Genomic DNA, 20,405 nt, shown 5'->3' on the forward strand with positions numbered 1-20,405 from the left:
ACTCTCAGACAAGTTCGAAAAAGGACCTGCGTGTGTGCAGATCCTCTTCAACTGTACAGCTTACCACTTATTCTATCATTATACGGACTCTGTCAATGCAGACTGTTGAATATCTCGTTACTTTTTCGCATCCGTGACTTTGTACGTGAATCGGTAACTCCCAGATCCAAGGGTGACTTCAACATCGTCTCCAATGTTTTGAATATCCTGAACTCCACTCATCTGATCCAACTGATCCAACGGTTTCCCTTGCTCCAAAACGATCTGTGCACCTGCTCCAGGAAGACGAACAGTACCTCTCGTATTGGCGGGAATGTGCACCCGAGCCTCCATTTCACCCTCCGCCAGCCGGTGCCAGCTTGAAGCAACTTGACCATACATCGTCTCCAGACTCGCTTCCACCCAATCCAGTCCAGGTCCGGGTTGCGGCTCGATATGCACCATTCGGAATCCTGGCTGATGTTCATCGGACCGGATGCCAGCAACATAACGATACAACCATTCTCCAATCGCACCGTACGCATAGTGGTTAAATGAGTTCATATCAGCACTCCAGAGACTCCCATCCTCTTTGATCCCATCCCAATGTTCCCAGACAGTCGTTGCGCCCTGAGTCACCTGATATAACCAGGACGGATAATCCTCTTGAAAAAGTAATGTATAAGCCAGGTCGTGAAGACCTGCATCACTCAATACCGGATTCAGATAAGGTGTGCCCACGAAACCTGTGGTAAGATGATTGCCCGCCTCTTTCACGAGTTTTGCCAATTGTTCGCCAGCACGAGTTCGGGCAGTGGCGTCCAACAGATCAAATTGGAGGGCAAGAACATGTGCTGTTTGCGTGGGAACAGCAATTTTGCCGGCTGGAGTGACGAATTCGTTATTAAACGCAAGAACAATGTTTGTATGCAACTTTTTGTAATATTCAGCATCATCTGTCTTTCCAAGTACCTCAGCCGCTTTTTGAGTTAACGAAACCGAATAGGCATAGAATGCAGTTGCCACATAGTCCTTGTCCGTTGCGCCAACATAACTATCGGGCTTGGAATCTAGTCCCAGCCAATCGCCAAAGTGGAATCCCGTGTTCCACAGATATGGGTTATCGCCCTGCCCGTGAATGTACTCAATCCACCGCTTCATACTCTCATATTGCTCAGCCAGTATTCTGGCATCTCCATACATCTCATAGATGGTCCATGGACAGATGACTGCTGCATCCCCCCAAGCGGCGGAGGAATGACTGGTGTCACCCCATCCTTCTGAAGTGGAACTTCTCAGATCCGGAACGAAGAATGGAATACCTCCATCTTCTCCCTGATCCGCTGCCAGATCCCGCAACCATTTTGTGAAGAAGGGTGCCGTATTCATCAGGTAGGAAGACGTGCGGACAAACATCTGTGCATCGCCAGTCCATCCGAGTCGTTCATCCCTCTGTGGACAGTCTGTCGGCACATCAAGGAAGTTCCCTTTTTGCCCCCACAATATATTGTGATGCAGTTGGTTCACCAGTGGACTGGAGCATGAGAACTGACCTGTTTGCTCCATATTCGAGTGCAGCACTATTCCGGTGAATTCATCCAGACTAACGTGTTCCGGGAAGCCAACCAGTTTAACATAACGGAACCCTTGGAACGTAAAATGCGGCTCAAATGTTTCCACTTCATCCCCCTTGCAAGTGTAGCGAATACACTGCTTGGCGGCGCGAAGATTTTCGGTGTAGAAGTTGCCTTCATGATCCAATATCTCAGCATGATGCAGCTCAACCGTCTGACCAACCTCACCTTGAATGCTAAATCTAACCCATCCCACCATATTCTGTCCCATGTCTATTACACGATCTCCCAGTGGGGTTGTTAACAAAGCGATTGGCTGTAGCTGTTCTACTTGGGTGACGGGTACGTTCTCCTGCGCAACGATGATATCTTTGGGATGATCCAGTACGTTCACAGGTGCCCAATTCGTCTGAGATGAATCCGACCAATCAGACTCCATTCGTGCATCATACGTCTCTCCCATATAGATGTCCGACATACGAATGGCACTTGAAGCAGCCGTCCACTCCCCATTGGAGAGAATACATTCCTCTGATCCATCTGCGTATTTCATATGCAGTTCCAGCAGCAATGCGGACGTTGAACCAAATATCTCCCGTTCTTTGTTCCAGCCAAGATATCCTCGGTACCAGCCATCACCCAGATTAGCACCTAATGTATTCTGTCCATCCTGAAGCAGGTGGGTAACATCATAAGTTTGATATTGTAATCGCTTACGATAAGAGGTCCAGCCAGGTGTAAAATAATCTTCTCCTACTCTTGTGTTGTTCATATGCAACTCGTATAATCCAAGTGCTGTTACGTATATTCTGGCAGACGTAACAGGTTGTTTTACATTAAACTGCTTGCGCATACGCGGGCATGACGTATCTCCATCATCTGATGGTTGAGCTGTGATCCATTCTGCTTGCCACTTGTTATGACGATCCATAAGTCCCATCTCGAAATAAGCCGTTTCGGACCATCCCGAATCATTTCCTGCATCATCCCATGCCCGAATCCGGTAATAGTATCGCGTTCGCGGAGAAGGCTGAAACGGGTTTAATTCCACATGTATGGATTGATCCGTAGTTATCTCGCTAGAATCCCATGCAATTCCATCAAAATCTTCCGTCAATGACAGCTGAATCTGGTATGCGGATTGCATGCAGTTCCGACGATCGGATTGCAGCTGCCAGCTTAAACGCGGTGATTTGACATCAAGGCCTATCGGATTGTTCCTATACTCACAACGAAGGTGACTAACGTTGAACATCAGTAGATCATCCTTTCCATCTTGGCTTCCCATTCGGGGTTACGATATAATTATATCGATCCTGCTGTCGTAAATACCCGGTAATCCGGACTATTTCATCCGGTAATTCAGCCATCTGTGCGAGGAGGTTGCATTGTGAATTCATCTGTACAACTCATGAAAAGCGAATACTTTCTACATAATCATCTGCAACTTTTTGTCAATCGTTGCTCTGAAGATTTTGTGCTTCCTTTTCACGCACATGAATTTATTGAGTATAGCTATGTTGCCGAAGGAAAGGGCTTTCATCATATCGGTGAAGATATCATTCCCGTGACAAAAGGCATGCTGTTTGTCATTCCTGTTGGTGTTCCTCATGTCTTTCGTCCTGTAAGCACAAACGTAACCGAGCATCCATTAATTATATATAATTGTCTGTTTAATGCTGATTTGATCAACACGCTGACAGCCATCATTCAGGAAAAAGAAATCATTCAACATCTGATGAATCTGGGACAAAATCAAGTTCCTTATATATCCGTTGTGGATCACAACGACCGGATTGAAGAACTAATGGTGAAGCTGTACCGTGAATCCTCCGTTCCGGGAATCGGTTCCTCTACCATGTTATACACCCTGGTGAGCCAGCTGGTATTGATGACCTACAGACAACTTTATCAAAAGGAACATGATGTAGAGAATTATTCCACCGGTTTTGATTACATTCTTCATTATCTCAAACAACACGTAAGCAATCGTATTCGGATGTCTGATCTGGTCCGTGTATCGGGCTGGAGCGAGAAGCAAATTGGACGAATGTTTCTTCGGCATACCGGACAGACCTTTAGCGGCCACCTGCAACATCTGCGCATACAAAAAAGCTGCGAAATTCTAAAGAATTCACAGCACAAAGTCAGCCTGATTGCAGAGCTGGTCGGATATCGGGATATGGATTCATTCTATGCCGCATTCAAAAAAATAACAGGCGAAACACCTCTCGCCTATCGCAAAAAATCCAGAGCATTGCACTCTGGACAATAAGGTTAACTAACTTTCAGACATTAACAACCTGTAACACTTCATCTATGTATGCCTTGGCTTCTTTCCATGAAGACATCAACGGAAAGTTGTATCGCTCACGCTCCTGTATATTCCACGGATGCGGGATACAGATAACCTTTTTGCCGTCCTCATGCGCGGGAATCAGGTTATGTGCTCCATCATCAATGAGCAGATCGAAACCGAGCAAGTTTTTTCTTTTGCATGTAATAAACTGTTCAGCGGTTATAAAAGGCATGTGCTGCTGAAGCCAGTTCCACTTCTCAACGACTGTTTTTGGTTCTGCTGCCGTCACGACAATGACATCATAAGCATCGTTCAGCTTTCGCATCTCATCTACAACATACTCGTCATATAATTCCAATTCCTCGAACAGACCCGGCCGACCATAAAATACATCGTGCGTGCTCTCTGGATGACGCAAATGAGATGTATCCCAATGAATCATATCCTCATACCGCAACGGATGGGTCGGGAAGTTGAGGTTGTTGTGATATATGGCCCGCTTGACCAGATGACATATCGTGTCATCCATATCTACAGCAATAATAGGCTTCTTCATGGTTATCCCTCCCCCAATACGATCACAGTATACCATCCAGTATGTTATGAAGTCATCCTTTTTACTTTGAAGTGCCATTAGCGCTGATGAGAATCCTGCGAGATGATAATAAAAAGGCACCCCGATGACGTAACACTAGCTACGCCTGGGGTGCCTCTTTTGATTAATTTATTCCAAGTTTTCACCATTAGAGGCGATGACTTTTTGGTACCAACCAAAGCTCTTTTTCTTATATCGATTCAATGTGCCTTGTCCGTTGTCGTCCTGATCCACGTAAATCACGCCATAACGCTTGGACATTTCCGAAGTGGATGCACTGATAATATCAATCGCTCCCCAGTTGGTATATCCCATCAGGTCCACACCATCCATAACGGCTTCTTTCATTTGGGTAATATGTTTTCTCAGATAATCAATACGGTAATCATCGTTGATGGAACCGTCTGCTTCAACCGTATCTTTCGCTCCAAGTCCATTCTCTACCACAAACAATGGCAATTGGTAACGATCATACAGTTCTTTCAATGCAACGCGCAAACCAATCGGATCAAGCTGCCAGCCCCACTCCGTACGCTCGAGATTCGGGTTCTTAATCGTGCTGTACAGGTTACCACCCGTCACTCCATATTCCTCTGGATTTACTGCGGACACCAAGGATGTGTAATAACTGAACGAGATGAAATCAACCGTGTGCTCACGCAGGATCTGCTCATCCCCTGGTTCCATGGCAATCGTAATCCCGTTCTCTGCCCAATACCGAGCCATGAACGTTGGATAACTACCACGAACTTGTACATCCGTATGCAGCAGGTTCAGCTGGTTATCGATCTGTGCTTGCAGCACATCCTCTGGCTTCGATGTCGCCGGGTAGTGAATCATGCGTGCAAGCATACATCCGATCTGGAAGTTCGGGTTAATCTGACGTGCTTTTTCTGTTACCAGGCTGCTGGCTACAAATTGATGGTGAAGTGCCTGATAGGAAGCCTGCATCGTATTCTCCACCCGGTCTTCAATAATACCTCCGCCTGTGAACGGTTCAATAATGGTCGTGTTAATCTCATTAAACGTCAACCAGTATTTTACTTTGTCTTTGTACCGGGTCATTACGGTTTCCGCATATCTCACAAAATGTCCAATCACTTCACGGCCAGCCCAGCCGTTATATTTCAGTACAAGTGCCATAGGCATCTCATAATGCGAAAGTGTTATCAGTGGTTCGATATCGTATTTCCGGAGTTCATCGAACACTTCGTCATAGAAGCGCAGTCCCTCTTCATTTGGCTCGGCATCATAACCATTCGGGAAAATACGCGGCCAGTTGATGGACAGACGGAATGTCTTGAAGCCCAGCTCGGCAAACAGCGCAATATCCTCTTTGAAACGGTGGTAAAAATCAATCCCGTAACGCTTCGGATAACCTTCCGCGCTATGATGTGCCATTGCTTTCTCAACCGTTGCACTGGTAACATGCATCAGTTCTCTAAGGTTGGTGTAGTCCTTTTTCTCAAAATAAGGAACCATGTCGGCCGTCGACCATCCTTTGCCGCCAGCATCGAATCCACCTTCAGCCTGATTGGCGGCAATAGCGCCGCCCCACAGAAAACCTTCCGGAAACCCTTGTCGATTCATCATCCGTATCTCTCCTTCTTTTTTTGAATTTGTCTATTAGTCCTAAGATGGTTTAGATTTCAGCTTTCAAGACGTCTTCACCCATCGTGATTTCGCCCAATTTCACAGGTAGAACCTGCTTGTAATCTGCCGTATTGGTAACAACCATAGCGGTTGTAATATCGTATTCTTTGGCAATCTCGGCCAGTTCAAATGTGAGTAACTTGTCTCCAGCTTGTACACGTGCTCCTGTAGCAACATGTGCATCGAAGTACTGTCCACGCAGCTTCACCGTGTTAATTCCAACATGAATCAACAATTCCATTCCGTTATCACTACGGACAACGATCGCATGTTTTGTTTTGAACACATTCATGATGGTACCTGTCACTGGAGATACCAATTCGCCCACCGTTGGAACAAATGCCACACCTTTACCCATCAATTCATCACCGAATGTTGGATCGTTGACTTCTTTGAGTGGGATGGATTTACCTGTCATCGGTGCAACAGCTACTGCATCACTCGTTGGTGTTGGATCGCCCATGTCTTCCATGTTCACGGTTGCGGCGTCATTGGAAGTTACTTTCGCTGGTGCAGAAGAAGCACCTGGTGAGAATTGAGCTAACGCCTCTGCGTCTCCTTCTTCTTCCTTAATACCAAATATCGTAGACATGATTGCACCCACGATAAAGGCCAAAATCATCCCCCCAAAGGAATACCAGAATGTCTGTCCGATCAGGGAAGGAAGTCCTGGGAGACCACCGTTACCCGCAAGTACATACGCTTTCGCGCCAAAAGCAAGGGCGAATCCGCCACCCACTGCACTACCAATCATGGCTGCGGCAAATGGTTTTTTGTATTTCATGTTAACCCCGTACATAGCCGGCTCCGTTACACCCATGAGTGCTGTGAAGCTCGTTGATAATGCCACGGTTTTGAGTTTTTTATCTTTTGCCCGGAAGAATACGCCGAGTGTCGCACCAGCCTGACCCATATTGGAGATAAAGGTCAGTGGCAAGAATTTATCAAAGCCCAGTGTAGCGATATTACTCAGGATGATCGGCACAAGTGCATAGTGCATTCCTGTCATAATAATGAGCGCCATCGCACCGCCAAGAACAATACCTGCAATCAATCCGCCTTCATTCAACAGCCAGTTGATGCCGCCAGACAATCCGCTACCTACAAATGTACCCAATGGACCGATCGCAATCAGCGTTACCGGAACCATAACAAGTAAGGTAATCAGCGGCACAAGCAATAGCTTGAGTGCAGCAGGGATAACGCGGTCAACCCATTTCTCAACATAAGACATCAACCATACTGCAAGAAGAATCGGAATAACGGATGAAGCATAACTTACTGCTGTAACCGGAATTCCCAAAAATCCAACCGATTCACCGCTAGATAACAATGCTGTCATGTCTGGATACATGAGTGCTGTACCTAGTGCAATCGCAACAAACGGGTTACTGCCAAATTTACGAGCAGCGCTGACTGCTATCAGTAAAGGCAGGTAATGGAATACGCCGTCACCGATGGCTGAAAGAATACGATACGTATCCGTTCCGGCGGACATCCAACCTACGGACACGAATAGTGCAAGTAATCCTTTGAGCATACCTGCCGCAGTAATCGCTGGAAGCATTGGGGCAAAGACACCTGCGATTGTTTCAAAAATTTTCAGTACTACATTTTGTTTTTTATCCGACTTTGGCTCTTTATTTTCTGTACTTTGCTGGATTGCCGGATTTTCCTCCACCATGGCATCGAATACTTTTGCCACATCATTACCGATAATGACTTGGAATTGATCGCCGGAAATATTCGTGCCCATGACCTTATCCAGTTTCTTGAGTGAGCCGTTGTCAACTTTCTCGTTGTCTTTTAGATCAAAGCGCAAACGTGTGACGCAGTGATAAACTGAGTTAATATTGTTTGTTCCCCCAACGGCTTTAATAATTTCCTGCGCCGTTTCCTGATGTTTCATGATGTTTTCCTCCTCATTTTTCCAATAAAAAATACCCGAACGAATATAGCGCAAAATGTGGCGCCATCTCATTCGGGTATTGCCTGATTGAACAGTAACAAGCCCATAGGGTATACAGTTGTAATTTCATTCTATTGCGTGGACTTTAAGCATCCCGCTTGGTTTTCATCAGACGTTCCAGATGGAGCGTTAGATATAACTGCTCAGAGTGAGTCATGTCATACTGATAGTTTTTATGGATAAAAGTCTCGATCTTGCCAATACATTTGAATGTCTCCGGATAGTTTTTCCGAACCACTTCATACAAATACTCCTCGGCATCATCATGTGAAGAATGCGTAATGACACGCTGACAGAAATATTTCAAATGGGTGATGAAGCGGAAATAATTAACGCTATCTTCATCCAATTCGATATTGAAGTGATATTTGATGATATTCATAATCTCCTGCAGCAGCTGCATTAGATGGGTGACATCGTTCATGGAATCATTGACTTCCGCATTGATGAAATGTAAGGCAATATTACAGATTTCATCTTTGGGAAACTCAATATCCAATCTTTCCTTCAGCAAGGTCAGTGCTTCTCTGGCCACATCATACTCCGCCTTATAGAAGTGCTGAACTTCCCAAGAAAGTGGATTACGAGTAATCATTCCTTTTTCCAAGCGCTGAACAGCAAAGTGAATGTGATCAGACAGCGAGACGTAGATCCCGTCACTGATGGTTTTGTTCAATTGCGTTCGTGCCAGTGTCACAATATCATCTGTTGCCTGCAGAATCTCAATCGGCACTTCAGCTACGATGGATTTGAATTTCTCATAAATCGATGCATCCTGAAGACGAAATACCTTCTCAATCCGCTCTTCATCAATCTCATCGCCTGCTTTGAACTTAAATCCGATACCCCGGCCGAGGATCAGCAGTTCCTGATTTTTGTCATCCACGGTACTGACAATATTGTTATTAAATATCTGTTTAATAATCATTATGGACCCACCTGGTTTTTTTTGAGGAATAAAAAAGGGCAAAACCAAAACAGAAATAATAAAATCATTTCCATAGTGGTTTTGCCCGCATTACCGGTAACAAGCCTCGGATATAATTTATCATAACCTGAAAACGGTGTCAACCCAAAAATACTACTATTGCTATTACACTTCATTCCCTTACATGAGTCTTCTCCCTAAGCTTCCACGTTTAAGGGTGCATATGCTTTAGTATTCACATTTTGGAGCAGATTCAAACGAAATATTCCCAACGACTCATCGCTTGAATTGAATGAGATTATAACTAAAGTAAATGTTTTGAAGGATTTTTCACCTTAAATAGAGAAATGATTTAATTGAAGGAAGTAATTTTAGATAAAGGGGATTTATTCGTGAGGGACAAAGTAAAAGGATTACTCATTGGTATCACAATTGGATCAATGCTTACAGGAGTTACAGCTTATGCAGCATCAGGAACGCCCATAAAAGCTTTACTACAGAAAGTAAATATTTATGTAGATGGAACAAAGAAGTCGACAGCTAATGCAATAACTTATAACAATACTACATATGTACCAGTTAGAAGCATAAGTACTGCACTTGGTGAGAACGTAGCTTTAAAGTCTAACAATCTGTACATTGGCAAACAACCATTAGTTAAACTAACAGGGAATCAAGCGTTTGAACTGTTATATAAAAAAATTAAGAAAGAAATCGAAATGTATAGCCTAACTGTTGGAGAGGAATCCAAAGACGGAGATTTTTATGTAATGCGTTCATTCTCAGACAGAGAAACGTATGAAGTGACTTATGGCCTTTACTACATCCACATGTACACAGGGGAAGTCTACGAATGGAACTTCAAATCCAAGAAAATGGTTAAACTATAGTTATTAAAAGGCCCTTCTCTCGAAGGGCCTTCATCATTACTGGAACGTCACATTAATCTGCACAATCTCCGAACGACTGCTTGTACGAATTGGAGGTCCCCAGAATCCAAATCCGGAGGTTACGATGGAATGCATGGAACCCTTTTGCAGATAGCCCCAATCATTCTCGTAAATAGCCTGTGTGATGAACTGAGCAGGTGCAATCTGACCGCGGTGAGTATGACCGGATACCACCAAATCTACATTGTTCTGTTCCGCAATATCCAGATCATATGGCTGGTGATCCATCATAAGTACCGGTTGGCTCAAGTCCGTATTTTGCATTAAAGTAGCCACTTCTGCACGATCCTTCTCTGTCCGGTCTTTCCGTCCAATGAGAGTGATCTTGTCATCCAGGACAATCTTGTCATCGTACAGAACTTGCATGTTGCTCTTCTCCAGCGCAGCGATCAGATCTTCAATCGGACCATCAAACTTGTCGTGATTCCCGAGAGAAGCATAAACACCGTATGGGGCCTGAATTTCACTGATAATGTCGGCAATTCCGCTATTAAGGTACATATCCAGATTGTCATCAATAATATCTCCAGGATACAGTACCAGATCCGGCTTCAAAGCATTAATCTCCTCCACCATGCGTTTGGCATGTGCGGGACCAGATAGAAGTCCAAAGTGCATATCGGCAGCCATAACAATGTTGAGCTTGTCCACACCTTCTACTTTTTTATCAATCTGGATATTATATGTTCTCACTACCGGGCTGTAAGCATTGAAAATCCCATAACCCATTGTGGACACTAACAGCACCAGCGTAACGACACCCGCCCATTTCTGTGTGTGATGTCTAGGAATACGGGTTAACTTTAACAACCACATCGTCAGGTGGACGACGGGCAGGATCAACAATAACAACGAGAAAATCGCCAGCCAGTAAGAACCGATGATTCCGAGGAACGAAATGCTTCCAAATACCCGTGCCAAAATGAAGGAAACGGCAAGGAATACAAGCGCTATAATATAAAACCATCGAAATCTGGCGGACACGATAGGCTTCATCCAACTCCAACCGCTCCAGCCTATGTAGAACACTAATAAACCGTATATCACTAAAAACAATATACCCACTAATACAAACATGCCCGGTCTAACCTCCACGTCAATAAGTTGTATGCTTAATTTTTATCACGGATGTAATTCCGTCTGAACAAGTATAACGTAGTTGAAGGGTCAGATCATCTGTTTGCCAAACCCAGATTCGTACATTTTATTACAATTTGATGATATTCAAATTCAACCCATTAACGAGAAAAGCATCCCTGCCGCTGCCCTGAATAGCTAAATTCAAGGACAACTGCAGGAATGCTATATTTTCGGAATTAAAATTACTCGTTTGTGTCCATCCACTGGAAGTGGAATGAACCTTCTTTGTCCACACGTTTGAATGTGTGAGCACCGAAGTAGTCACGTTGAGCTTGCAGCAAGTTTGCTGGCAAACGCTCTGTACGGTAGCTGTCGTAGTAAGAAAGAGCGCTGGAGAAGCCAGGTACCGGAATCCCTTGTTTTACAGCAGCCGCTATAACTTCACGCCATGCACCTTGATAAGATTCAACGATGTTTTGGAAGTAAGGATCCAAGAGCAGGTTTTTGAGTTCTGCATCTTTGTCATATGCTTCTTTAATGTTTTGCAAGAATTGCGAACGGATGATGCAACCGCCACGGAAGATCATGGCAATGTTGCCGTATTTCAGATCCCAGCCGTATTCATCGGAAGCTGCACGCATTTGTGCAAATCCTTGTGCATAGGATACGATTTTACTTGCAAACAATGCTTTACGCACGTTCTCAATGAACGCTTTTTTGTCGCCAGAGAATGCTTCAGTTGCTGGTCCACTCAGGATTTTGCTAGCTGCTACACGCTCGTCCTTCATGGCAGACAGGAAACGGGAGAATACAGATTCCGTAATCATGGACAATGGAACGCCGAGATCCAGCGCACTTTGGCTTGTCCATTTACCTGTTCCTTTTTGTCCAGCCGCATCCAGAATAACGTCAACCATTGGTTTTCCTGTTTCTGGATCGTATTTGGAGAAGATATCTGCCGTGATTTCGATCAGGTAGCTGTCCAACTCCCCTTGATTCCACTCGGTGAAGATCTCATGCAACTCTTCAACGGAAACGTTCAATACGGATTTGAGCAAGTGATAAGCTTCACCAATCAACTGCATATCTCCGTACTCGATACCGTTATGCACCATTTTCACATAGTGTCCGGCACCGTCTGGTCCGATATATGTGCTGCAAGCGTCATCGCCGACTTTAGCGGAGATCGCTGTCAGGATCGGTTCTACCAACTGATAAGCACTTTCCTGTCCACCCGGCATGATTGCAGGGCCTTTCAGTGCGCCTTCTTCACCACCGGATACACCTGCTCCGATGAAGCGGAACCCTTTTTCTTCCAGTTCTTTACTGCGACGTTGTGTGTCAGGGAAGTAAGCATTACCTCCGTCGATAATAATGTCGCCTTGATCCAGATGAGGAAGCAGTTGTTCGATCGTTGCATCTGTTGCTTTACCTGCTTGTACCATGATCAGAATTTTGCGCGGAGATTCCAGGGATTCCACGAATTCTTCAATGGTGAACGCACCTGTCAGGTTTTTACCTTCTGCTTCTTTCAGAAGATCGTTCGTTTTCTCCGGGGAGCGGTTAAATACCGCTACCGAGAAACCTTTGCTTTCAATATTCAAAGCCAGGTTTTTACCCATTACTGCCAATCCAATAACACCAATCTGTTGTTTACTCATTATGTCCTCCCAATACTCCATTATTTATATAGTAAGTTGAAACGAATGAATGGTTATAGATTATTGTACTGTTTTTTTCCAGTCCGCTGCAAATTTGTCCATACCTTGATCTGTCAGCGGGTGTTTGGAGATCTGTTCAATAACGGAGAATGGAACAGTAGCAATATGTGCTCCAGCCATCGCTACACGTGTAACGTGATCCGGATGTCTTACGGAAGCCGCAATAATCTGTGCATCCAGGTTATGTGTACGGAACAATTCAGCAATTTTGGTAACCAATTGTACGCCATCCTCAGAGATATCATCAAGACGTCCCAGGAATGGAGATACATATGTCGCACCAGCACGAGCAGCCAGAAGCGCCTGGTTCACAGTGAAGATCAACGTTACGTTGGTTTTCACACCTTTTTTGGTCAAGTAACGGCAAGCTTCAAGTCCTGCAAGTGTCATTGGCAATTTGATCGTAATGTTTTTGTCGCTGTTGTTAATTTTGATCAATTCGTTCGCTTGTGCAATCATATCTTCAGCAGTAAGGGCATCTGGTGTCACTTCCGCAGAAACGGACTCCACTTCAGGTACCAAACGCAAGATTTCTTCAATACGATCTTCGAATTTCACGCCTTCTTTGGCTACCAAAGATGGGTTTGTTGTTACACCAGACAATACACCGATTTTGTATGCTTTTTGAATATCTTCCACGTTAGCTGTATCGATAAAAAATTTCATGATTTAATTACCTCCAGATATAATTTTTTTATGGTTTAGAGATTCGCATTAACCGCCAAGGGTATGCTATTTGTAACTAAAGACTCCTGATCCGCTGGCTCATCAAACCACCAGTGGTGACCATCTTCTTCAAGCATAACATCTGATTCAGCCGGACCATAGCTACCTGCAGGATACAGGTGAAGTGGCAACAGATTTTCCTGGAATGCATCCAGAATGGGTTGCACCCACGCCCATGACAATTCTACTTCATCCCAATGGGCAAAGAATGTTGGATCACCCAGCAAAGCATCACGAATCAGATTCTCGTAAGCTTCCGCAAGGTCACCTTTATCCGGAGAAAGATCGATATGAACCGGTTTGAATTCACCTTTATTCTCAGGATCACTTGCATTCAGTTGCAATGTCATGCTCTGATCCGGACTCATCTCAATGACGAGCAGGTTTGGCTTGGAACCCTTGTTTTTCAGCACATTTGTCTGTCCTGAAGGTTCTTTGAATTCAATCACGATACGTGTTGATTTCTCCTTCATTCTTTTACCCGTGCGAATGTAAAACGGAACACCACGCCAGAAGAAATCATCAATTTGCAATTTGGCAGCAATGAATGTGTCATTCATCGTATTCTCGGCTACACCCGGTTCAGCAGCATAAGCATTGACCGGTTTACCTTGAATGCTGCCTTCTGCATACTGTCCACGGATGATGTTTGCGCCCACAGTTTGTTTTTGTAACGGCTGGATCGATTCCATAATGTGTTTTTTCTTCAATCCAACCTTTTCGGAAGTACTGTTGTATGGAAGCTGAATCGCCATCATCATGAGCAATTGCAACATATGATTCTGGAACATGTCTCGCACTGCACCAACATGATCATAATAGGATGCACGTTCTTCGACACCTACAGTCTCATTCGCCGTAATTTGCACATTGGAGATGTAACGGTTATTCCATAACGCCTTCATGATTGGGTTACTCTGGTGCAACGTCTCCAGACGCTGTACCATCGGTTTGCCCAAATAATGGTCAATCCGATAAATCTCTTCCTCCGTGAATGATTCGCTTAATTTGCGATTAAGGTCTCTGGCGGACTGCAGATCGTGACCAAATGGCTTCTCGATGACGAGGCGTTTCCAGCCCTCTGTGGAACCCAGCCCACTTTCTTGAATATTCTCGGCAATCGGTTCGAAAAATTCCGGACCAACCGAGAGATAAAACAAGCGATTGGACGGAATGCCAAGCTCAGCTTCTCTTTGTTCAACTAATCCCAACAACTTTATATAATCTTCCTTATGGCTTATATTCAATACACTGTAGCGGAAAGCTTTCACAAATGACTTCACAACTTCAGGATCCGCTTGGCGTCTGGAAAATTCATTTAATGATTTTTCCACTTGTGCCTGAAAGAATTCATCAGACCACTCTCTACGCCCCAGACCAATCAATGAGAAGGTTTCAGGAAGCTTCTGCTCAAGATATAAGTTATATAAGGCAGGATATATTTTTCTTTTGGCTAAATCGCCAGTAGCACCAAATAAAACAATGGTAGTTGGTTCCATCTCACCGTTCTCCTTCCAAGTAACTCTGGTTTCTTTGTTGTAGTTACACTATAATACGTTTTATAGCTATACAAGTAATTAATATATTTCACAGGAGCTATAGACCACATCTATGACTACAAATTACGAACTATATAAAGTCTTTTATTGGGCCGCCAAAACGGGAAGTTTGACACAGGCTGCGAAAGCACTGTATATCACTCAACCCAGCGTCAGTCATGCCATTAAGCAATTGGAAGAGAGCTTTGGTCTCACCTTGTTTTATCGAAATTCCAAGGGTGTAGCGTTGACACAGGAAGGTGCCAGTCTGTACTCCTATATTGAACAATCCCAGATTCTGATCTCACTTGCGGAAGAAAAAATGGCCGCACTGAAGAATCTCGACAATGGTGAATTGAGAATTGGTGGCAGTGACTCCCTGTTCAAGCATTACATGCTGGCGTATCTGGAGGAATTCCACACCTTGTACCCTAATATCAAGCTACATCTGAGTCATGGAACCACGCCGGAAGTCATTACCTTTCTGAAAGAAGGCAAGATCGATCTTGGTGTTGTTCGGATGCCCATTGTTGATCCACAGCTCGAAGTCAGGGAAAGCATTCAGTTGAAAGACTGTTTTGTAGCCGGGGAACGTTATGCTCAGTTGAAGGGTAAAGTCATGACACTTGAGATGCTTCTGGAGCATCAACTGATTCTCTTCTCCCGGAACAGCCGGGTTCGGATGGCTATAACTGAGTTGTTTAACAGCTATAATTACACGTTGAAACCTGAGATTGAGGTTGGTAGCGTTGATCTGTTGATTGAGTTTGCGCGTCGAGGACTGGGTATTTCCTATGTCACACGTGAGTTTATCTCCAAGGAGCTGGAGGAAGGTTCTCTCTTCGAAATTCAACTTGATGTCCCGCTGCCCCCTTCCCATGTGGGGATTATGACCAAACGCAATATGCCGATCTCTCTGGCTGCCAACAGGTTTATGGATCTCATTTTCAAATCCTGAGTGGTCACCATGTCAAAAGGTACAACAAAGAGCCCCACCATCCAGTATGGATGATGAGGCTCTTTGGCTTGCATAATGTATGTGTTTATCTAACGATTAAAGACTCACCAGATAGGACGCGTCCAATATAAGGGCAACCTTACCATTACCGAGGATTGTTGCTCCAGATAGATGGCTCATCGCTCCCAGATAAGTACCAAGCGTCTTAATAACGACTTCCTGATTGCCTATAATCTCATCTACAGCGTATGCTGCAATTTTGTCAACGGAACGCACGATCACCAGTGGAATGGTCTTAGATTTGCGGTCCGTTCGTGAATAGTTAAGCCTGTCGCACAGTCGGTGAAAAGGTACTATGCGTCCATGATTCAGGATCGCTTGTTGCCCCTGAATCATCTGAATATCTTCAGGTGAAATTCGAACAATCTCAGCAACATTATACATCGGCAAAATCAGCACACGACCCGATACTTTGACTAACAGACCTTTAATAATCGCCAAAGTGAGCGGTAAACGAATCGTAAACGTGGTACCAACACCCACCTCCGTATCAATATCAATGATACCGCTAAGCCGCCCGATCTGGCTGCGCACAATGTCCATTCCAACACCGCGACCTGATACTTCACTTACAGAAGAAGCTGTGGAGAAGCCGGGCTCAAATATGAGATGTACAGCCTCCTGTGTTGATAGACGTGCAGCCTGTTCCTCACTAATGATGCCTTTGCCCAAGGCGGAAGCCTTGATCTTCTCCCCATCGATACCTTTGCCATCATCCGAATACCGAATAACGACATGATTCTCTTCATGGAACGAAGTTAAGGTAATACGTCCCTTGGACGGCTTGCCTAACTCTCCACGAACCACTGCGCTTTCAATGCCATGATCAGCACTGTTGCGGATGAGATGAATTAGCGGGTCACTCAATTCTTCAATAATCATCCGGTCAAGTTCAGTCTCTCCACCTTGAATAACCAGTTCCAGATCTTTACCAAGCTTCTGCGCTAGGTCACGAACCAATCTCGGGAAGCGACTGAATAATTGATCAATAGGTAACATCCGTGTCTTCATTACACCTTCTTGCAGTTCCTTGATAACCCTGCCCATATGATCAGATACTCCACCAATACTCTGGATGAGTGAGGAAGACTCCTTACGCGCGCCCGATCCACTCAGATCTGCTAGGGATGTCTGATCAATTAACAGTTCACCGACCAAATTCATCAAATGGTCCAGACGTTCAACACTCACACGAACTGTAGGTTGAGCAGCTTTCACTTTCTCATCTGGCCCAGTTGTATTCAAGGCAGGCAAGCGCTGTTTCGTTTGCTCTGTTTCTGAGATTAATTCAAGTGGTGCAGAACCGGCTGCAACCTCATTGGATTCCAGCAGATATGGATCAATCTCCAGCATATGAATATCCGAGTCTGAAGACAGCTCTGCCTTAAGCTGCTGGGGATCCTTCGACGTTGCTACGATGATTATGAACTGACCATAATGATCATCTTCATTCTGCGCGCCCGGTTGACTCTCCATGAGCGATGTAGCGACAACCGTACCACAGATGTCCTCAATACGTTGGCGCAGAATATGATATCTGGCCGCTTTCATCATGCACTTCTGCTCCAGCACGATATGAATGGACAATAACTGCTTACCTGACACTATAGCCACCTGTGCCACAATCGATTCTGCTGATTGCAATTGAGGTACTTTAAGTTGCCCGACTACTGCCTGGGTCTGAATTAAATCCTTTATTTCTCGTACTACTGCTCGAAAATCTCCATAGGCTTCCCCACGTATGTACTGATCACGAAGTACCTTCATGGCGTCCAAAGAGCGAAACAATGTATCAATTAGCTCCGAAGTCATCTCCGGTTTTTTCTCCCGGACCCATTCAAGAGCATACTCCACTTCATGCGTGAGATCGCTTAATTCTCGGAAATCCATTGTGGATGCCGATCCCTTGATGGTATGAGCTGCCCGAAAAAGCGTCTGAACCAGTTCAACAGAAGGCGAGAGCTCCAATGCCAGTAAAGACTGATCCATACGTTCCAGTTGATCATTCAGTTCTTCGATAAAGATGTCACGGTAGGCAGACAAATCCATCATTCGTATATACCTCCCTAACCGCCCAATATTTCGTCCAGTTTCAAAATGCCCACAAGCTTGTCTTCCTGTTGACCCACACCATGGAATAAACCTTCACGGTTACGACCATATCCGCCGGTTGGCGGATGTATTTCCGAATATGTGGTTACCTTGTTCACGCGATCCACGATCAAGCCAATATATTCATCCTGATACCGAACTACGATAATTCGAGTTGCTCTGGTATCCGGTTCATCCGGTATACCCAGCAGGTTGCGCAGGCTCATCACACATACAACCTTGCCACGCAGATTAACTACCCCTTTGATCTCTGGACGGCTGAATGGGATATCTGTAATGCTGAGCATTTTAATAATTTCGTGAATTTCTTCGATTCGAATGGCGCAAGTCTCTGCACCTACCGACAGCTCAATATATTGTTCCTTCTGAAGTGAAGACATCGATTCACCCTCAATTCAATTTTATTAATTTGTTTTGAAGGCAGCTGCCGAATTCGCCAGTTCTTCCGCCAGATGTGCCAGAGACTGGCATGTTGCTGCCGTCTCTTCAGACGCTGCTGCGGATTCCTCACTGGAAGCCGAGATGGATTCAACAGAGCTCATCACCTCTGCGGCTTGGGCTGCTTCTTCTTCACATGCAGCAGCAATTTCGTTTACTTTCTGTGAAGAGTTATTGACCATATCAATAATCTGATCAAACGCCTGTCCAGTCATGGAAGACTGCTCAACACTGGCTGCTACGGCTTGCACACTTTGTCTCGTATTTTCCTGCATCGCTTTGATGATGGCTGTAATTTCTTTGGTCGCCTCGCTGCTTCGTTCTGCAAGCTTCCGGACCTCATCTGCCACTACGGCAAATCCTCGCCCTTGTTCTCCCGCTCGTGCCGCTTCAATTGCTGCATTCAGCGCAAGCAGATTGGTCTGCTCAGCGATATCGTCAATCACCTCAATGATGTCACCGATTTTACGAGAATCATCTTCAAGTTTGGTCATTTTCGTATTAACAGCTTGCATACCTTCCAATGAAGTCTGTACTACAAGTCCACCTTCACGTGCAGTCTTCACAGTGTCATTGGACAATTCAGCCGCTTCTTCGGCACTTGCAGCGACGGAGTTAATGGCAAGTGAAAGCTCCTTGAACAATTCGGAGATGTTTCCTGCCTCGCTGGATTGGCTTGTGCTGGTACTTGCGATTTCCTGTGTACTGGCCGAGATCTGTTCCGAAGAAGCAGCAACACTTTGGGAGTTCATCACGATATTGTTGATTAACTCTTTCAGGTTGTCGACCATACGATTCAGTGCTACGGCCAGTTGACCCACTTCATCTTTGCTGGAGATGTCTGATTTGAGGGTAAGATTACCATTAGCCACTTCCGTTGCCAGACCCAACATGGACATGAGTGGTTTCGAAATCGAGCGAGAGATGATATATCCAATGAGGATACTAAAGAGTACAGATGCGACCACCATAACAATCGTTACCGCAAATGCTGTGTTGTAAGCTTCTTCAGACTTGATGTTAGCTTGTTCTGCGAGGGTTACATTGAGGTTCACCAGGTCTGCGAGTGTTTGTACCACCTCATCGCCAGGAGGTTTCAATGTCGCTTTCAGAAAAGCGATAAAAGCGGCATCACCCTCTGATATCGCCATAGTCACGCCCTGATCATACAGTTTCATATAACTGTCGTACTGGGTATCTAATTTACGAAGCAGTTCCATTTCTTCCGGAGTAGTAGCAAGAGGACGGTACGTAGCAAGTCGCTCCTCCATGGATTGACGAATTGTAGCGATATTTTCAGTAATTCGGGTCTGTTCAGCTGCCACAGTTTCGTAGTTCAAATCACGCACGTTTACCCGCATCCTCTGATAATCAACCTGGGCCGAGGATAGTTCTCTGACCGAAATCAAATTGTTGTTATACATCTCTTGCATTCGTTCATTCGTACTTCTCAATGTTACTACGGAGTAGACCCCAAGCGCCGCAAGGATTATCGACACAATTAAAAATGCTGAGATAATCTTTGTTGCTGTTTTCAAGTTTCCAAACCACTTCATGTAATCTCCTCCTAGGCATCTTAGTGTCCAGTTATGTATATAACGCTATGTAAACCCTTCTCTTGGTCGCGCTCCAGACAACTTACGATCTATTTCGACATAAATATATTAAAACTGAATAGAAGATTTTTATTTATACAAATTTGCACTATTATGAATTTTTATTTTGGATATAAAGAATCTACTTTTTAATATTTTTTATACTTATTTCCTATCAAATAGTTATTACAACTTACACATATACGTATAATGAACAATTTTCATTGACA

At 44.6% G+C, this 20,405-nt stretch carries 15 protein-coding genes; 3 read left to right on the forward strand and 12 right to left on the reverse strand.

The window, feature by feature from the left end; translation table 11 throughout:
- Positions 1-117 precede the first annotated feature (117 nt).
- The gene (locus F0220_RS18195) at positions 118-2,700 is read right to left on the reverse strand and encodes a family 78 glycoside hydrolase catalytic domain (RefSeq protein ID WP_317451992.1); all 2,583 of its coding nucleotides are present in this window, start codon (positions 2,698-2,700) and stop codon (positions 118-120) included.
- Between the two features lie 243 nt (positions 2,701-2,943).
- On the opposite strand from F0220_RS18195, the gene F0220_RS18200 reads away from it, so the two are divergent.
- Complete coding sequence (locus F0220_RS18200; RefSeq protein WP_105599277.1) at positions 2,944-3,828, forward strand: AraC family transcriptional regulator; 885 nt, start codon at positions 2,944-2,946, stop codon at positions 3,826-3,828.
- Positions 3,829-3,841: 13 nt separating this feature from the next.
- Here the strand turns inward: F0220_RS18200 and F0220_RS18205 are convergent, their stop codons facing one another.
- The 4 genes from F0220_RS18205 to licT form a co-directional block, all read right to left on the reverse strand.
- Positions 3,842-4,408 (reverse strand): 5' nucleotidase, NT5C type, encoded by a 567-nt coding sequence (locus tag F0220_RS18205; protein ID WP_105599278.1) that lies wholly within the window; start codon positions 4,406-4,408, stop codon positions 3,842-3,844.
- Positions 4,409-4,576: 168 nt separating this feature from the next.
- A complete protein-coding gene (locus F0220_RS18210) occupies positions 4,577-6,040 on the reverse strand; it encodes a glycoside hydrolase family 1 protein (protein WP_105599279.1) in 1,464 nt (487 codons plus the stop codon).
- Between the two features lie 49 nt (positions 6,041-6,089).
- Positions 6,090-8,009, reverse strand: coding sequence for a beta-glucoside-specific PTS transporter subunit IIABC (locus F0220_RS18215; RefSeq protein WP_105599280.1), 1,920 nt, complete (start codon positions 8,007-8,009; stop codon positions 6,090-6,092).
- 145 nt (positions 8,010-8,154) lie between these two features.
- Entirely contained in the window at positions 8,155-8,997 is an 843-nt protein-coding gene (licT, locus tag F0220_RS18220; RefSeq protein ID WP_105599281.1) for a BglG family transcription antiterminator LicT, read from the reverse strand.
- 356 nt (positions 8,998-9,353) lie between these two features.
- On the opposite strand from licT, the gene F0220_RS18225 reads away from it, so the two are divergent.
- The gene (locus F0220_RS18225) at positions 9,354-9,887 is read left to right on the forward strand and encodes a stalk domain-containing protein (RefSeq protein WP_105599282.1); all 534 of its coding nucleotides are present in this window, start codon (positions 9,354-9,356) and stop codon (positions 9,885-9,887) included.
- Between the two features lie 36 nt (positions 9,888-9,923).
- Here F0220_RS18225 and F0220_RS18230 read toward each other — a convergent pair whose 3' ends face one another.
- From F0220_RS18230 to zwf, 4 genes are all read right to left on the reverse strand, one after another.
- Positions 9,924-11,024: a metallophosphoesterase gene (locus F0220_RS18230; protein ID WP_105599283.1), complete on the reverse strand. Its 1,101-nt coding sequence runs from the start codon at positions 11,022-11,024 to the stop codon at positions 9,924-9,926.
- A 245-nt stretch (positions 11,025-11,269) separates the two neighbouring features.
- Positions 11,270-12,688, reverse strand: coding sequence for an NADP-dependent phosphogluconate dehydrogenase (gene gndA / locus F0220_RS18235; protein ID WP_105599284.1), 1,419 nt, complete (start codon positions 12,686-12,688; stop codon positions 11,270-11,272).
- A gap of 60 nt (positions 12,689-12,748) precedes the next feature.
- Positions 12,749-13,414, reverse strand: coding sequence for a fructose-6-phosphate aldolase (gene fsa, locus F0220_RS18240; protein WP_091020607.1), 666 nt, complete (start codon positions 13,412-13,414; stop codon positions 12,749-12,751).
- A gap of 35 nt (positions 13,415-13,449) precedes the next feature.
- Positions 13,450-14,973, reverse strand: a complete 1,524-nt coding sequence (gene zwf, locus F0220_RS18245; RefSeq protein ID WP_091020609.1) for a glucose-6-phosphate dehydrogenase — start codon at positions 14,971-14,973, stop codon at positions 13,450-13,452.
- Positions 14,974-15,085: 112 nt separating this feature from the next.
- Between zwf and F0220_RS18250 the strand changes: the two genes are divergently transcribed.
- Complete coding sequence (locus F0220_RS18250; protein WP_036672843.1) at positions 15,086-15,970, forward strand: LysR family transcriptional regulator; 885 nt, start codon at positions 15,086-15,088, stop codon at positions 15,968-15,970.
- Positions 15,971-16,066: 96 nt separating this feature from the next.
- On the opposite strand, the gene F0220_RS18255 is transcribed toward F0220_RS18250, so the two are convergent.
- From F0220_RS18255 to F0220_RS18265, 3 genes are read right to left on the reverse strand one after another with little or no spacing between them, the layout of a single operon-like run.
- Positions 16,067-18,082: a chemotaxis protein CheA gene (locus tag F0220_RS18255; protein ID WP_105599285.1), complete on the reverse strand. Its 2,016-nt coding sequence runs from the start codon at positions 18,080-18,082 to the stop codon at positions 16,067-16,069.
- A 14-nt stretch (positions 18,083-18,096) separates the two neighbouring features.
- Positions 18,097-18,522 carry a chemotaxis protein CheW gene (locus F0220_RS18260; RefSeq protein ID WP_105599286.1) on the reverse strand — a complete coding sequence of 142 codons (426 nt, stop codon included), beginning with the start codon at positions 18,520-18,522 and terminating at the stop codon, positions 18,097-18,099.
- A 24-nt stretch (positions 18,523-18,546) separates the two neighbouring features.
- Entirely contained in the window at positions 18,547-20,136 is a 1,590-nt protein-coding gene (locus F0220_RS18265) for a methyl-accepting chemotaxis protein (RefSeq protein ID WP_105599287.1), read from the reverse strand.
- Positions 20,137-20,405: the final 269 nt, after the last annotated feature.

The sequence above is a fragment of the Paenibacillus sp. 37 genome (genome assembly GCF_008386395.1).
In the GTDB taxonomy this organism is placed as follows: Bacteria; Bacillota; Bacilli; order Paenibacillales; family Paenibacillaceae; genus Paenibacillus; species Paenibacillus amylolyticus_B.

What these genes read in the sequence shown, in the direction of transcription:
- fsa (WP_091020607.1), bottom strand. Translation starts at nt 13,414, where the DNA reads ATGAAATTTTTTATCGATACAGCTAACGTGGAAGATATTCAAAAAGCA.
- licT (WP_105599281.1), bottom strand. Translation starts at nt 8,997, where the DNA reads ATGATTATTAAACAGATATTTAATAACAATATTGTCAGTACCGTGGAT.
- F0220_RS18195 (WP_317451992.1), bottom strand. Translation starts at nt 2,700, where the DNA reads ATGCAATCCGCATACCAGATTCAGCTGTCATTGACGGAAGATTTTGAT.
- zwf (WP_091020609.1), bottom strand. Translation starts at nt 14,973, where the DNA reads ATGGAACCAACTACCATTGTTTTATTTGGTGCTACTGGCGATTTAGCC.
- F0220_RS18215 (WP_105599280.1), bottom strand. Translation starts at nt 8,009, where the DNA reads ATGAAACATCAGGAAACGGCGCAGGAAATTATTAAAGCCGTTGGGGGA.
- F0220_RS18265 (WP_105599287.1), bottom strand. Translation starts at nt 20,136, where the DNA reads ATGAAGTGGTTTGGAAACTTGAAAACAGCAACAAAGATTATCTCAGCA.
- F0220_RS18205 (WP_105599278.1), bottom strand. Translation starts at nt 4,408, where the DNA reads ATGAAGAAGCCTATTATTGCTGTAGATATGGATGACACGATATGTCAT.
- F0220_RS18255 (WP_105599285.1), bottom strand. Translation starts at nt 18,082, where the DNA reads ATGATGGATTTGTCTGCCTACCGTGACATCTTTATCGAAGAACTGAAT.
- gndA (WP_105599284.1), bottom strand. Translation starts at nt 12,688, where the DNA reads ATGAGTAAACAACAGATTGGTGTTATTGGATTGGCAGTAATGGGTAAA.
- F0220_RS18250 (WP_036672843.1), top strand. Translation starts at nt 15,086, where the DNA reads ATGACTACAAATTACGAACTATATAAAGTCTTTTATTGGGCCGCCAAA.
- F0220_RS18230 (WP_105599283.1), bottom strand. Translation starts at nt 11,024, where the DNA reads ATGTTTGTATTAGTGGGTATATTGTTTTTAGTGATATACGGTTTATTA.
- F0220_RS18260 (WP_105599286.1), bottom strand. Translation starts at nt 18,522, where the DNA reads ATGTCTTCACTTCAGAAGGAACAATATATTGAGCTGTCGGTAGGTGCA.
- F0220_RS18210 (WP_105599279.1), bottom strand. Translation starts at nt 6,040, where the DNA reads ATGATGAATCGACAAGGGTTTCCGGAAGGTTTTCTGTGGGGCGGCGCT.